The following is a 12804-nucleotide window of genomic DNA, read 5'->3' on the forward strand; positions in this document are numbered from 1 at the left end:
GCCGGCTAATCTCGCTAGGCTCGGCGACATCGGTAATTGCTGTTATGAGCCGGTATCGGCGGCAGGGGCTCACTTGAGCGTACCCGATGGAGCCACTGTGACGAACCCTATTCGCGCGGCGCGGGTGTACCTGCGTGTCAGCACCGAGGAGCAGGATCTCGAACGCCAAGAGGCGATCGTCGCCGGTGCGCGTGCGGCCGGCTATTACGTGGCAGCGGTATACCGAGAGAAGGCGTCGGGCGCGCGGCCCGACCGGCCGGAGCTAATCCGCATGATCGAGGATCTGCAACCGGGGGAGGTAGTGCTGGCCGAGAAGATTGACCGGATCAGCCGCTTGCCGCTCCCGGAAGCCGAGCGGCTGGTGGCGGCGATCCGTGCCAAGGGCGCGCGGCTAGCGGTGCCGGGATCGTGGACCTGTCTGATTTCGTAGCGGACAGTGCCGGTGTAGCGCGCATCGTGCTCGAAGCGGTGCAGGACATGCTGCTGCGAGTCGCGCTCCAGACCGCGCGCGACGACTACGAGACGCGGCGCGAGCGCCAGCGCGAAGGGATCGAGATTGCGAAAACGGCAGGCCGGTACAAAGGCCGCAAGCCGGACACGGCGCTCCACAAGCGCATCGTCGGGCTCAGGGAGGCAGGCATGAGCATTGCGCGGACGGCCGAGCTGGCCGGCTGCAGCATTGCGCAGGTGAAGCGGGTAACCGCGCTGCATCGGTCGAAAGCGGATTCAGACATGAACGGGACGCGCGCTCAAGGTGCGAGTCATGCGACGAAGATCGTCACTTCGGTCGTCGAAGCGGATCGCGCGGCGAGCTAACCGGACGGGTTTACCAGGCGATATACACGGCGAGCTCGTCCGGCGCCCCGTTCGGGACTGCCCGTTTCAGGCTGTCGCGCGGCGGTTCCATGGCATGGCGCGTAGCAGCCTCGCCAGGCCGCACCACCCGGTCATACCGGCGAACATCAGCCCTCCGCCTACGAATGCCGACAGGACGAGGTATGCAGGCGCGACGAACAGGCCAAGCAGCACTCCGGTCAGCACCAACGCGCCAGCGGTAATTTGCACCTGCCGCATGATCTCCAGCGGCTGCGAACGATCGATGGCGGTCGGGTATCCCGCACCACGCCATGCATCGATGCCGCCTGCAAGAATATAGGCAGGGGCTGCACCCGCAGCCGTGCCGAGCTGAGCTGCATTGGCCGCGGTACGCACACCGGACTTACAGTGGAAGACGACCGGACGCCCGTCACGCGGGAGATCGCCGATCCGGTCGAGCGGGATGTTAACGGCGCCGGGGATGCGCTCTCGCGCATGTTCGTCGGCACCGCGAACGTCTATCAGACGCGCACCAGCATCGATCGCGACGCGGGTGTCGGCGGGAGAGAGAGTCGTAAGGGTCATCGCATCAATCCTTGCAGTAAAGTTGGTAGAGGGTGGCAAGGAGCGTTTCGACGCGCGGATCGCCGATGGCGTACCAAAGGGTCTGGCTTTCGCGGCGGAAGGTGACGAGGCCTTCGTCGCGCATCTTTGCGAGATGCTGCGAACAGGCCGATTGCGACAGCCCGACATCGCGCGAGAGATCGCCGACGGTCACCTCCCCATGCTCGACCAGCTTACACAGCAGCATCAGCCGGCGCACGTTGCCGATCGCCTTCAGTGTGTCGGCGACCTGTTCTGCCTTCGCTTCGAAGGTAGCCAGATCCATCAGCCCGGGCATCCGCATCGCTCCATTAGAGCTTGCTAATTTAGAGGCGGCTAATGCATTGGCAAGTGCTAACGGAAGACATTCGTGATCCGGCCCCAAACTGGGTCATGACATGGAACGGGCACGAAACTTCGCTCAGCCTGTCGGAACCATACAGGTCAATTGCCGCACATGCTGGCTATCCGACAGAGATTGTCTTGTAAGCGCCGCAAGGGGCACGAGCAGTCGCTTTGGTGCTGCCGTTGGACGACGGCAATCAGGTGTTTTCTGACAGGTTCGAGCGTCCCGTTTCCCCGTCGATCCGGCACCATTCCGGGAAAAGGCAATCGGGAACAGGATTTGGGAAAGCCCGCTCCTGGGCCGTGATCCGACTTCACGGGGGCACCGTCGTTCCCGATTGCCGTTCCCAATCGGGAAGGCTGATAACCGGCTCACCCATGGAATAAACCCGGACGAGCGTCGTCTATGCTTTCAGGACTGATGCGCCGGAGGCTTATGCGTAGACGATATTGGATGCTCGGTCTGACTGCTTCGGCCCTGCTCACAGGCGCAGTCGCGGCCGCCCCTGCCGGTGGTTACGCCAGCATGGTGGCTGCCGCGATGGACCGGATGATGGCGGGCATGATGGTCAAGCCGTCCGGCAACGTCGACCGCGACTTCGTCACGATGATGCTCCCGCATCATCAGGGTGCGATCGATATGGCAGTGGCGGAGCTGCGCTACGGCCATAACGAGCAGCTCAAGCGCATCGCGCAGGAGATCATCATCGATCAGCAGCAGGAGATTGCCGCTATGAAGTTGGCGATCGGTCAGCCGCTACCGCCTTCGACGCCGGCCCCGACGCAGGGCGGCGACCACCACAGCCCTATGGAGCACTGACATGATCCGGACCATCCTGCGCTCGGCCGCCTTGCTGATGAGCGCCGCACCGGGCCTCGCCATGGCGCAGCAGGCGCCGTGGAACGCCAAGGACATGCCCGTCAGCCACCGCGACCGCGTCTATGCGTCCGAACAATTCTCCAACACGGTGTCGGTGACGGACCCGGCCGACAACCGGCTGCTCGGCGTCATCAAGCTCGGCGATCCGCAGCCGATGAACTTCTCCCCGCTCTACAAGGGACAAGTGCTGGTCCACGGCCTGGGCTTCTCGCCGGACGGGAAGACCTTGGCGGTCGTGTCGATCGGATCGAATGCCGTGTCGTGGATCGACACCGCCACCAACACGGTCAAACACACGACCTATGTCGGGCGCAGTCCGCACGAGGCGTTCTTCACGCCGGACGGAAAGGAGGTCTGGGTCACCGTTCGCGGCGAGGACTATATCGCCGTGCTCGATCCCGCGACGTACAAGGAAACCGGCCGCATCAAGACGCCCGGTGGTCCGGGTATGACGATCTTCTCGCCCGATGGGCGATACGGCTATGTCTGTTCCTCGTTCAATCCGGTGCTGGCCGTGTTCGATGTCGCAACCCACGCACAGGTCGGACAGGTGGCGCAGCCGAGCCCATTCTGCCCCAACATCGCCGCGACGCCGGACGGCAAGCAGGCGTGGTTTACGCTAAAGGACATCGGCAAGACGGTCGCATTCGATGCCAGGCCACCCTTCACAATCCTCAAGGTGCTGGATACCGGGCCGATCACCAATCACGTCAACTTCGCCCGCACGGCCAAGGGGCAGTTCGCCTATGTGACGGTCGGCGGGGAGAATGCGGTGAAGGTGTTCCGCACGTCCGACTTCACGCTGGTGGCAACCATTCCAGTCGGCAAGATGCCGCACGGTGTCTGGCCGTCCGGCGACGGTCGGCGCATCTATGTCGGGCTGGAGAATGCCGATGAGCTGGCCGCGATCGACACCGCTGGCAACACGGTCGTCGCTACCGTGCCGGTCGGACAGGCACCGCAGGCGATCGCCTATGTGCCGAACGCTGTTCCGACAGGCCCCGGCACCGACAATCTCCAGCCGCTCGGCACGGCCGGCAAGGCGTTGCATCTGACTATGGGGCCGATCGGCGGCAAGGGTGCGGCAAGCAGCATCACCCTCTTCGACCAAGGCATCATTCAGGTCGTGCAGAGTGCCGTTACCGGTTTGCAGCCCAAGAAGCCCTACATGCTCGTGCTGACCGCCAACGCGGATGGTAGCGGCGCTGTAGAGCCGCTTGCCAACTTCATGAGCAACCCGGCGGGTGCGGCGATCGTCAACGCGTCGGGTCCGATCCGGCAGATCGTTCAAGGCAGCACCGCGACGCCCCGCCGTTTTCTGGCGGTCGCTGAGGTGGTGAACGGCGCGCCGGGACGCATCGTGCAGGTACAGCGCGACTGACATGGACCCGCTTGCCGCCGCGATCGAGCCCCTGATCCCCGGTCTGCGCCGCTATGCCCGGTCGTGGTTGCGCGATCGGGCAATGGCAGATGACGTGGTGCAGGATTGTCTCGAGCGCGCGGTCGGGCGCTGGCGACAACGACGCGGGGCGGAGGTGCGCCCATGGGTCTATACGATCCTGCACAATCTGTTGGTCGACCATCAGCGGCAGCATAGCCGGCGAGGCACAGCGGTTCCGCTCCACCTCGTGGACGACGCCACGCTCGGCCGTCCGGCCGATCAGGAAACAGGCCTACACCACCGCGACCTGCTGCGCGCCCTTGATGCGTTGCCCGAGGAGCAGCGAACGGTGCTGCTCCTCGTATCGGTCGAGGGCCTGCCCTATGCGGAGGTCGCTGCCGTTGTCGGCGTGCCGCTGGGCACGGTGATGTCGCGCATATCCCGGGCGCGCGACCGACTGGCGACCCTCCTCCGGGAGGGTGAACGGCCGCGATTGAGGAGCGTGCAATGACCAGCCCGATCGGCGAGGACGATCTGGCCGCATGGATCGATGGCAGGCTGTCGCCCGAGCGGCAGCGCCTGGTCGACGCCTATCTTGAAGGCCAGCCGGACCTGCATGCCCGTTTGCGGGAACAGGCGGAGCAGGCGCGAGCCCTTGCATCCCTGTTTGCCCCGATCGCGGATGAACCGATCCCGGCGACGATGCGCGTCGCAGCCATCAGGGGGCGGCAACGTCAGCCGCGATGGCAATTCGCCATCGCCGCGTCACTTCTGCTGGCGGTCGGGTTTGGCGGTGGTTGGTCGAGCGCGAAGTGGAGCGGTGAACCCCGCGCAGGCATCGCGGCGCTGGCCAACGAGGCGAGTGACAATTTCCGTGTCTATGCCGCCGACCGGATACGACCGGCGGAGATCGGTCCGGATCAGCGCGCCATGCTGATCCGATGGACCTCCGCCCGTTTGGGTGAGCGCGTCACCATCCCGGACCTCAGCACAGCCGGCTATCGCTATGGTGGGGGGCGACTGGTCGCGACGCCTCACGGCCCTGCGGCACTGCTCCTCTACGACGGACCGCAAGCGTCGAAACTCGCGGTGCTGACGAGGCCTATGCAGATCGACAAGACTGCGAGCATGACCAGCACGTCCAGCGGGACCATGGGCCGGGTCACATGGGCAGTCGACGGGATCGGCTATAGTGTGGTGGGCGAGCGGCCTGCGGCCGAGCTGCATCCGATTGCCGATGAAGTCCGGCGGCAGGCCGATGCGGCGCTGGTGTCCTGATAGCGCCCTTGCTGCTCCTCAGCGCCGACAGGCACCGGGCGGGCCAGCGCGATCAGGGCTTGCGCTCGGCATCCTTCCTGGCGGCCTCGGCCGGCGTCAGGCGGGCTCGCTCGCGGATGTGGCGTTCCAACGGCGCGCCGACGAACAGGACGAGCATCGCAAGGATCACCCCGCCAGTGATGAGCGGCCATGGACGATCAAACGTCGCAGGCCCGCCTAACGCTCCAAGTCTTCGAGACCATCGCAGACGAAAGGCTGCCGATCATTCCGATATCTAGATTGGAATGACCATATCAAACGGTTGGTCGTATCGATCTAAGTACGCGATATATGCTGCATGACCCTGGAGCAGCTCAGAATCTTCGTCGGTGTCGCGGAGCGCGAACACGTCACCAAGGCAGCGGAGGCGCTGAACGTCACGCAGTCCGCTGCCTCCGGCGCGGTCGCGGCCCTCGAAGCGCGCTACGGAGTTCCTCTTTTTCACCGCGTCGGGCGTGGCATCCAGCTAACCGAAGCAGGCCGAGGCTTTCTGGAGGAAGCGCGCGCGGTGCTGGGGCGGGCAGCGCATGCCGAGACGATGCTCGCGGACTATGCCGGGCTTGCGCGTGGTTCGTTGCGGATCGTCGCTAGCCAGACGATCGCGAGCTACTGGTTGCCGGCAAAGCTCGCCGCCTTCCACGAACGCCACCCGCAGATCGCGGTTGAGCTCGCGATCGACAACACCGAAGGCGCGGCAGCGCAGGTGCTGAGCGGCGCGGCGGAACTCGGCTTTGTCGAGGGCGAGGTGGACGAACCGGCACTCGCCCACTGGAACGTCGGGCGTGATCCGATGGTGCTGGTCGGCCGCGAGGACGCCGAACGTGTCGACGAGGCCTGGCTGCGCACTGAACGCTGGATCGTCCGTGAGCTGGGATCGGGTACGCGCTCGACCTTCGAGGACGTGCTGCGAACGCGCGGGTTTGATCCGGCCCAGCTGACGATAGCGATGACGCTGCCGTCCAACGAGGCGGTGCGCACCGCCGTCGAGGCGGGTGCCGGCGTTGCCGTCTTGTCGCGATTGGTCGTCGCGCGCGCGCTCAAGGCCGGTGACCTTGTCGAGCTGCCGCTCGGGCTGCCCGACCGCGCCTTTCACGCGCTGCGCCACAAGGAACGCTATCGCACCCGCGCGGCCGACGCGCTGACGGACCTCATCAAGGAGCAGGTCGCATGACTGCCGACACGCACTCCGTTCTCAGCGGCCTCAAGCCGCTCAGCCGGCTCGATCATCCCCGCGAGATGATTCGTCAGTTCACGCCCAACTGGTTCGCCGCGACGATGGGCACCGGTATCCTCGCGCTCGCGCTGCCGCAGGTGCCCGGCATCGACCCTTCGCTTAAACCCGTCGGCGAGGTGTTGTGGTTCTTCAATATCGCACTCTTCGCGCTGTTCGCCGGCCTTTATGGCGCGCGCTGGGTGATGTTCGGGCACGAGGCGCGGCGCATCTTCGGGCATAACACCGTGTCGATGTTCATCGGCACCATCCCGATGGGCCTCGCGACGATCATCAACGGCTGCCTCGCCTTCGGCATCGCACGGTTCGGGAATGGCATCGTACCGGTCGCACACGTCCTGTGGTGGATCGACGCCGCCATGTCGCTCGCCTGTGGCGTGCTGATCCCGTACATGATGTTCACCCGTCACGAGCACAGCCTGGACGGCATGACCGCGGTATGGTTGCTGCCGGTCGTCGCTGCCGAAGTGGCGGGCGCCAGCGGCGGGCTGCTCGCGCCGCATCTGGCCGATCCTCATGCGCAGCTAGTCACGCTTGCGACCTCCTATGTGCTGTGGGCCTATTCGGTGCCGGTCGCGTTCGGCATCCTCGCCATCCTCATCCTGCGCATGGCGCTCCACAAACTGCCGCAGGAGAGCATGGCGGCGTCCTCCTGGCTGGCGCTGGGACCGATCGGCACGGGTGCTCTGGGCATGCTGGTGCTCGGGGCGGACGCGCCGGCTATCCTCGCGGCGCACGGGCTGGCCGGTGTCGGTGCCGTCGCGCAAGGGATCGGCGTTGTGGCCGGACTCTGCCTGTGGGGCTTCGGCCTGTGGTGGCTGGCGCTCGCGACGCTCATCACCATCCGCTACTGGCGCGCCGGCGTCCCGTTCAACCTGGGCTGGTGGGGCTATACCTTTCCGCTCGGCGTCTACACCGTCGCCACCTTACGCCTAGGCACGACGCTGAACCTCGGTTTCTTCGGTTTCGTCGGCACGGTGCTGACAGTCGCGCTTGCGGCGATGTGGCTGCTCGTCGGCGCCAAGACGCTGGCCGGTGCATGGCGGGGCAACCTGTTCGTCTCACCCTGCATCGCCACCCCGAACTGATCCGCCATGATGATCGGATCAGTCGGTCCGATCACTTGCAGAATGCCCCTTCGATCTGCCAGCGTGACTGGCCACAGGAGAGCCTTGTCATGGACAATTTCGACGCCGGGCTGGCGAGTGAGACCAGCCGTCGCCGCTTTCTCAGCCATGCCGCGCTCGGCACCGCCGGCCTTGCCGCCGCGCCGGCACTGGCGCAGCAGCTCGTCGACCTGAAGCTGCCCGGCGGCAATGCCGAGCGGCCGATGACCAGCGCCTTTCCCGGCAAGGGCAGCATGATCCTCCAGCGCGTCCATCCACCCTTGCTGGAGACGCCGATGGAGGTCTTCGACAAGTCGGTGTTCACGCCCAACGACCAGTTCTTCGTCCGCTGGCACTGGGCCGACATACCGACCTCGATCGACGTCGAAAGTTTCCGCCTCAACGTCTTCGGCCACGTCAATCGGCCGCTGTCGATCAGCCTCGCTCAGCTGCTGCGCCTTCCACGGGTCGAGATGGCGGCGGTGAACCAGTGCTCGGGCAACAGCCGCGGGCTGTTCCAGCCGCGCGTCGCCGGCGCGCAATGGGGCAATGGCGCGATGGGCAACGCCAAGTGGCTCGGCGTTCGCCTGCGCGACGTGCTCGACCTCGCCGGGGTCAAGGCAGGCGCGGTGCAGGTGCGCTTCGGCGCTCTCGATCAGCCGGTCGTGGCGGGCGCTCCTGACTTCGAGAAGGCACTCGACATCGACCATGCCCGCGACGGCGAGGTCATGATCGCCTTCGGCATGAACGGCGAGCAACTGCCGCTCCTCAACGGCTTTCCCTGCCGGCTGATCGTGCCGGGCTGGTACTCGACCTATTGGGTCAAGATGCTGAACTCGATCGAGGTACTGCCCGGCCCCGACGACCAGTATTGGATGGCCAAGGCCTACAAGATCCCCGCGACGCCGGGCGCGAATGTCGCGCCCGGCGCCAGAGACTTCCCGACTGTCCCCATCAACCGCATGATCCCGCGCAGCTGGATGACCAGCCTGCCCGATGGCCAGACGATAGCCTATGAGGCATCGATCCCGGTCGGCGGCATCGCGATGGGCGGCGACTGCGGCGTCGCCAAGGTCGATGTATCGTCGGACGGAGGCCGCACCTGGTACAGGACGACGCTCGGAGCGGACGAGGGCAGGTACAGCTTCCGTCGGTGGGATGGTCGCGTGCCGCTGCGACGCGGTGCCAACCCGATCATGGTGCGCTGCTGGAACACCAACGGTGTCGCCCAGCCGATGAAGCCGATCTGGAACCCGGGCGGGTTCATGCGCGGCAATATCGAGACCACCACCATCATCGCGGCCTGAGGAGCGAGTAGCATGAAGACCCCGTCTCCCGGCATGATGGCTGCTGGCCTGATCGGCCTGACCGGCATTATCCTCGTCTCGATCGGGGCGCCGAGCAGCCGCAAGGCGCCTGCCCCGATCTCCGAGACATCCGAGCCGGCACCTCCCACCAGCGTCTCAGCCCGCGGCTTTTCGCTCGCCTCGACCAGCGTCGACCTGCCGGTCGATGACGCTACCTACCCCGATGGTCCGCACGCCGACGTCATCAACGCCAACTGCACTTCGTGCCACTCGGCCAGCATGGCGCTAACTCAGCCTGCGCTATCGGCGGACCAGTGGAAGGCGACCGTCACCAAGATGCGTGAGGTGTACAAGGCGCCGGTGGCCGAGAAGGACGTTGACGCGATCGTTGCTTATCTCACCGCTATGCCGAGCCAGAAAGCGGCACCCGCAACCGGCAAGGCACAGGATCCCGACCCCAAGGTGGCTCCTGATGTCTCAGGTGGAACCGGATAAGCAAACCTCTCGCATAATCTAAAAAGGCGATCTCGACAGACGATCGGCAGCCTTCAGTAGGACTTTTTCAACAGCCACGGTCGGTTCTGACACCAACTCGCCACCCCAGCTTTTCCAAGGGTTTGCAGGTGTCATAAACCCGTGCCACAATGACAGCATGGAAACCGTGCCAAATGGTCGCAGGCTGATCGGCTACGCCCGCGTGTCGCGCGGCGACTCGCAAGACCTCGACCCGCAGCTTCGCGCGCTGACCGATTCGGGATGCGATCCGATCTACCGCGAGGAGGCATCGGGCGGCCGGTCCGATCGGCCCGAGCTGGCGCGCGCGATCGGCGCGTTGCAGCCCGGCGACGTATTCGTGGTGTGGAAGCTGGACCGGCTATCGCGCTCGCTTCGCGACCTCCTGTTCACGCTGGAGAAGATCACCGAGGCAGGCGCGGGGTTCCGATCGCTGACCGAGGCCGTCGATACCACCACGGCGGCAGGGCGCTTGATGACGCAGACCCTGGGCGCGTTCGCCGAGTTCGAGCGCGCCATGATCCGCGAGCGGACCATGAACGGGCTGCATCATGCGCGCCAGGCGGGGCGGCACCTTGGACGTCGGCCGAGCCTCACCGGCCCCCAGCGTGCCGATATCATCGCCAAGGCCGAATCCGGCCAAGGCTCCCCCGCCCAGCTCGCCAACCTGTTCCGCGTGTCGCGATCGACCGTGCAGCGCGTATTGCGCGAACATCGGGCGCGATTGGCGGGAGTGTAGCCCCCTGCCCTGCCCGGCTTGATGGAGGTCGTCGTTTCGACGTCCGCGTCTTTATCCTACCCACCCGACCCTTGGGCCGAGCAACGCTTATCTCTTGACCGCGTTGTGAGATACAACTACATTTGAGCCAATGCATCGAAAAGCCCTGCGCAACATTTCGTGGATCAAGGGCGCGCTCAAAGAGTTCGGCCGCTTTCCCGAGGACGCGCAGGACCAGGCGACCGACGCTCTCACGGTGATCGCCGAGGGCGACACGCCGGAAATCGCCAAGCCCATGACCGGGTTGGGTTCGGGCATATGGGAACTGGCGATCAAGGAACGGGGAGAAGCCTTCCGGGTGATCTACGCCCTCCAGCTCGACGACGACATTTGGGTGGTTCACGCCTTCCAGAAGAAGTCCAAGAGCGGGATCGCCACCCCGAAGCAGGAAATCGACTTGGTGCGCGAGCGCATCAAGCGTCTGAAGGAGGCGCTGCAATGACCGACGATGACGACTTCGAGCTGATCCGAGGCACTGGCAACGTCTATGCCGACCTTGGCATGAAGGAACCCGAACAGCGCCAGCTTCGCGCCATTCTGGCGGGCGAGATCAGCAAGACGCTGGCGACCGACAATCTGACGGTGCGGGCGGCCGAGAAGATCACCGGCGTCGCTGCCGCCGATTTTTCGCGCATCCGCCAGGCCAAGCTCAAGGGCTTTACCATCGACCGGTTGATGACGATTCTCGACCGGCTCAATCGCGACGTGCAGGTGTCGGTATCGGTATTGCCGCGTAAGGTGGACGGTCAGGCGGGGTTTCACCTTCATCCGGCCTGATCGGCACGCACCGAGAGAGATTGAAGATGGCTGACAACAAACACCGAGGGCCAACCCTCGACAGCTTCCTTGAGCAGGAAGGCTTTCTTGCCGACTCACAGACCAAGACGATCGACGAGGACGCCGTTCGATCCGAAATGCCGAACGCCGAGACGCGCGCGGCGATGGAGTCGGCGCGCGTTACAATGAAGGCGCACCGCGTCGGCTTCACCGATCCGCAGGAACTCCTTGACGCCCTCGACGACGAAACTCGTTTAGGTCGCTGATAGCAGCAGGACATGGGGTGCCTGCCGCTGCGCGGCACCGCCGCTCAAGCGGTCTTGGCCCGCCGGGTTCCGATCGGCTGGCGGGGGCGAGGATCCGCGCAGCGGATCGCCGCCTTGACCTAGACGCATGGAACGTCCACACGTGAACGTGTTCACAAGTCCACACGTTCACGTGTTCAGGGGTTCACATGAAGGTCATCACCGTCATCAGTCAGAAGGGCGGCGCGGGTAAGACGACACTGGCAATCCACCTAGCCGCGGCCGGGGCGGGCGCGGGGCTTGCCGTGTTGATTCTCGATACCGACCCGCAGGCGACGGCAAGCCACTGGAGCGAGTGGCGCGGATCGTCGGACCTTGAGGTGGTCGATTGCGCCTCCCCTCCCCTTTTGCCCCGCAAGCTCCAACAAGCGGCCGAACTCGGGGCCGACTTGGTGGTGATCGACACCCCGCCCCATGCCGACATCATGGCGCGGGAGGCCTGCAAGGTCGCAGACCTGGTGTTGATTCCGTGTCGTCCGCAAGCCTTCGACCTCAAAGCCGTCGAGATGACGGCCGAGCTTGTGCAGGCGAGCGGCAAGCCCGCGTTCGTGCTGTTCATGGGCGGCCCCCAGCGCGCGCCGACAACCTACCGGGATGCCCGCGAGCTGATCGAGGGCAGCGATGGCGTCGCCGGCATGGGCGTAGACGTTGCGCCCGTCATGCTCACCCAGCGGGCGATCTATCATCACAGCACGGCGCAGGGGAAAACCGCGATCGAGCTGGAACCCGAAGGTAAAGCGGCCGAGGAGGTCGCCGCGCTATGGGCGTGGACAAGTGGACAGGTGAACGTGTCCACACGTTCACGGATGAACAAGAAGCGGGGCGCGGCATGAGCAAATTTGGCGCGATGAAGCAGCAGCGGGTGGAGAAGGCTGGCGCGATCGGCGACAGCCCCGACCAGGCGACGGCGACGCCCGCCACCCGCGCGCAGACCCGGCAGGGCAAGAAGGCCGTGAGCGCCTATTTCAGCCCCGAGGTCAGTCGCGGTCTGAACATGCTGGCGGCCGAGCAGGGAACGACGTTGCAGGCGCTCCTTGGCGAAGCCATCGACCTGCTCATGCGCCAGCACGGCAAGCATCCGTTTGGCGAGCGATAACTGTCCACGTGTGAATATGTGAACGTGTGAACACAAGATTAGGAGCTTTGGGGGTGGCAAGATCGACGAACGCCAGGAAATCGACCGGCACGCCCGCAGAGGTTGAAGAACCGATGCTGCCGATCGAAGCGCCACGTCGCCAGCGCAATCGCATCGGCAAGAAGTCGATCGCCGGTCGTTTCGATCCGGCGGTTGCCCGAGCGTTCGCGATCCTCGCCGTCAAGGAAGACAGCACGATCGAGGCGATGTTGACCGAGGCCGTCCTCGACATTCTCCAGAAATACAATCAGCCCATCGAGAAGTGAACAGGTTCACGTGTGAATGTGTGAACACGTGAACACCTGACCTA

At 65.0% G+C, this 12804-nt stretch carries 19 protein-coding genes; 17 read left to right on the forward strand and 2 right to left on the reverse strand.

The features are described from left to right. The first annotated feature begins 97 nt into the window (after positions 1 to 97). Positions 98 to 430, forward strand: a complete 333-nt coding sequence (locus EDF69_RS20000; protein ID WP_425336706.1) for a recombinase family protein — start codon at positions 98 to 100, stop codon at positions 428 to 430. Then, a complete protein-coding gene (locus tag EDF69_RS20005; RefSeq protein ID WP_425336707.1) occupies positions 409 to 816 on the forward strand; it encodes a helix-turn-helix domain-containing protein in 408 nt (135 codons plus the stop codon). The genes EDF69_RS20000 and EDF69_RS20005 overlap by 22 nt, the downstream gene beginning before the upstream one ends. Before the next feature lie 66 nt (positions 817 to 882). Here the strand turns inward: EDF69_RS20005 and EDF69_RS19300 are convergent, their stop codons facing one another. Together EDF69_RS19300 and EDF69_RS19305 are read right to left on the reverse strand one after the other, a co-directional pair. After that, the gene (locus tag EDF69_RS19300; RefSeq protein WP_132884429.1) at positions 883 to 1401 is read right to left on the reverse strand and encodes a rhodanese family protein; all 519 of its coding nucleotides are present in this window, start codon (positions 1399 to 1401) and stop codon (positions 883 to 885) included. A 4-nt stretch (positions 1402 to 1405) separates the two neighbouring features. Continuing rightward, positions 1406 to 1717, reverse strand: coding sequence for an ArsR/SmtB family transcription factor (locus EDF69_RS19305; RefSeq protein ID WP_132884428.1), 312 nt, complete (start codon positions 1715 to 1717; stop codon positions 1406 to 1408). 501 nt (positions 1718 to 2218) lie between these two features. Between EDF69_RS19305 and EDF69_RS19310 the strand changes: the two genes are divergently transcribed. The 15 genes from EDF69_RS19310 to EDF69_RS19380 all read left to right on the forward strand — a co-directional run bounded on the left by EDF69_RS19310 (position 2219) and on the right by EDF69_RS19380 (position 12760). After that, a complete protein-coding gene (locus EDF69_RS19310; protein ID WP_021224444.1) occupies positions 2219 to 2584 on the forward strand; it encodes a DUF305 domain-containing protein in 366 nt (121 codons plus the stop codon). 1 nt (position 2585) lies between these two features. After that, a complete protein-coding gene (locus EDF69_RS19315; RefSeq protein ID WP_021224443.1) occupies positions 2586 to 4025 on the forward strand; it encodes a YncE family protein in 1440 nt (479 codons plus the stop codon). 1 nt (position 4026) lies between these two features. Beyond that, on the forward strand, positions 4027 to 4536 hold the full coding sequence (locus EDF69_RS19320; protein ID WP_021224442.1) for an RNA polymerase sigma factor: 510 nt from the start codon (positions 4027 to 4029) through the stop codon (positions 4534 to 4536). Beyond that, positions 4533 to 5303 (forward strand): anti-sigma factor family protein, encoded by a 771-nt coding sequence (locus tag EDF69_RS19325; RefSeq protein WP_021224441.1) that lies wholly within the window; start codon positions 4533 to 4535, stop codon positions 5301 to 5303. Before EDF69_RS19320 ends, EDF69_RS19325 begins: the two co-directional genes overlap by 4 nt. A 337-nt stretch (positions 5304 to 5640) precedes the next feature. Further along, positions 5641 to 6513 carry a LysR family transcriptional regulator gene (locus tag EDF69_RS19330; RefSeq protein ID WP_132884427.1) on the forward strand — a complete coding sequence of 291 codons (873 nt, stop codon included), beginning with the start codon at positions 5641 to 5643 and terminating at the stop codon, positions 6511 to 6513. Beyond that, on the forward strand, positions 6510 to 7661 hold the full coding sequence (locus EDF69_RS19335) for a TDT family transporter (RefSeq protein ID WP_132884426.1): 1152 nt from the start codon (positions 6510 to 6512) through the stop codon (positions 7659 to 7661). The genes EDF69_RS19330 and EDF69_RS19335 overlap by 4 nt, the downstream gene beginning before the upstream one ends. Positions 7662 to 7750: 89 nt before the next feature. Continuing rightward, positions 7751 to 8986 carry a molybdopterin-dependent oxidoreductase gene (locus EDF69_RS19340; RefSeq protein WP_132884425.1) on the forward strand — a complete coding sequence of 412 codons (1236 nt, stop codon included), beginning with the start codon at positions 7751 to 7753 and terminating at the stop codon, positions 8984 to 8986. A gap of 12 nt (positions 8987 to 8998) precedes the next feature. Beyond that, entirely contained in the window at positions 8999 to 9481 is a 483-nt protein-coding gene (locus EDF69_RS19345; protein ID WP_132884424.1) for a c-type cytochrome, read from the forward strand. Between the two features lie 157 nt (positions 9482 to 9638). Further along, entirely contained in the window at positions 9639 to 10238 is a 600-nt protein-coding gene (locus EDF69_RS19350; protein WP_054435627.1) for a recombinase family protein, read from the forward strand. Positions 10239 to 10368: 130 nt separating this feature from the next. Beyond that, on the forward strand, positions 10369 to 10719 hold the full coding sequence (locus EDF69_RS19355; protein ID WP_054435626.1) for a type II toxin-antitoxin system RelE/ParE family toxin: 351 nt from the start codon (positions 10369 to 10371) through the stop codon (positions 10717 to 10719). After that, a complete protein-coding gene (locus tag EDF69_RS19360; protein ID WP_054435625.1) occupies positions 10716 to 11054 on the forward strand; it encodes a helix-turn-helix domain-containing protein in 339 nt (112 codons plus the stop codon). The genes EDF69_RS19355 and EDF69_RS19360 overlap by 4 nt, the downstream gene beginning before the upstream one ends. 26 nt (positions 11055 to 11080) lie before the next feature. Next, positions 11081 to 11320: a Fis family transcriptional regulator gene (locus tag EDF69_RS19365; protein WP_132884423.1), complete on the forward strand. Its 240-nt coding sequence runs from the start codon at positions 11081 to 11083 to the stop codon at positions 11318 to 11320. A gap of 188 nt (positions 11321 to 11508) precedes the next feature. Continuing rightward, positions 11509 to 12192 carry a ParA family partition ATPase gene (gene parA / locus EDF69_RS19370; RefSeq protein WP_054435623.1) on the forward strand — a complete coding sequence of 228 codons (684 nt, stop codon included), beginning with the start codon at positions 11509 to 11511 and terminating at the stop codon, positions 12190 to 12192. After that, positions 12189 to 12455 (forward strand): ribbon-helix-helix domain-containing protein, encoded by a 267-nt coding sequence (locus EDF69_RS19375; RefSeq protein ID WP_054435622.1) that lies wholly within the window; start codon positions 12189 to 12191, stop codon positions 12453 to 12455. The genes parA and EDF69_RS19375 overlap by 4 nt, the downstream gene beginning before the upstream one ends. A 53-nt stretch (positions 12456 to 12508) precedes the next feature. Then, positions 12509 to 12760: a ribbon-helix-helix domain-containing protein gene (locus EDF69_RS19380; protein WP_231635604.1), complete on the forward strand. Its 252-nt coding sequence runs from the start codon at positions 12509 to 12511 to the stop codon at positions 12758 to 12760. Positions 12761 to 12804 lie beyond the last annotated feature (44 nt).

The organism is Sphingomonas sp. JUb134 (genome assembly GCF_004341505.2).
Taxonomy (GTDB): Bacteria; Pseudomonadota; Alphaproteobacteria; order Sphingomonadales; family Sphingomonadaceae; genus Sphingomonas.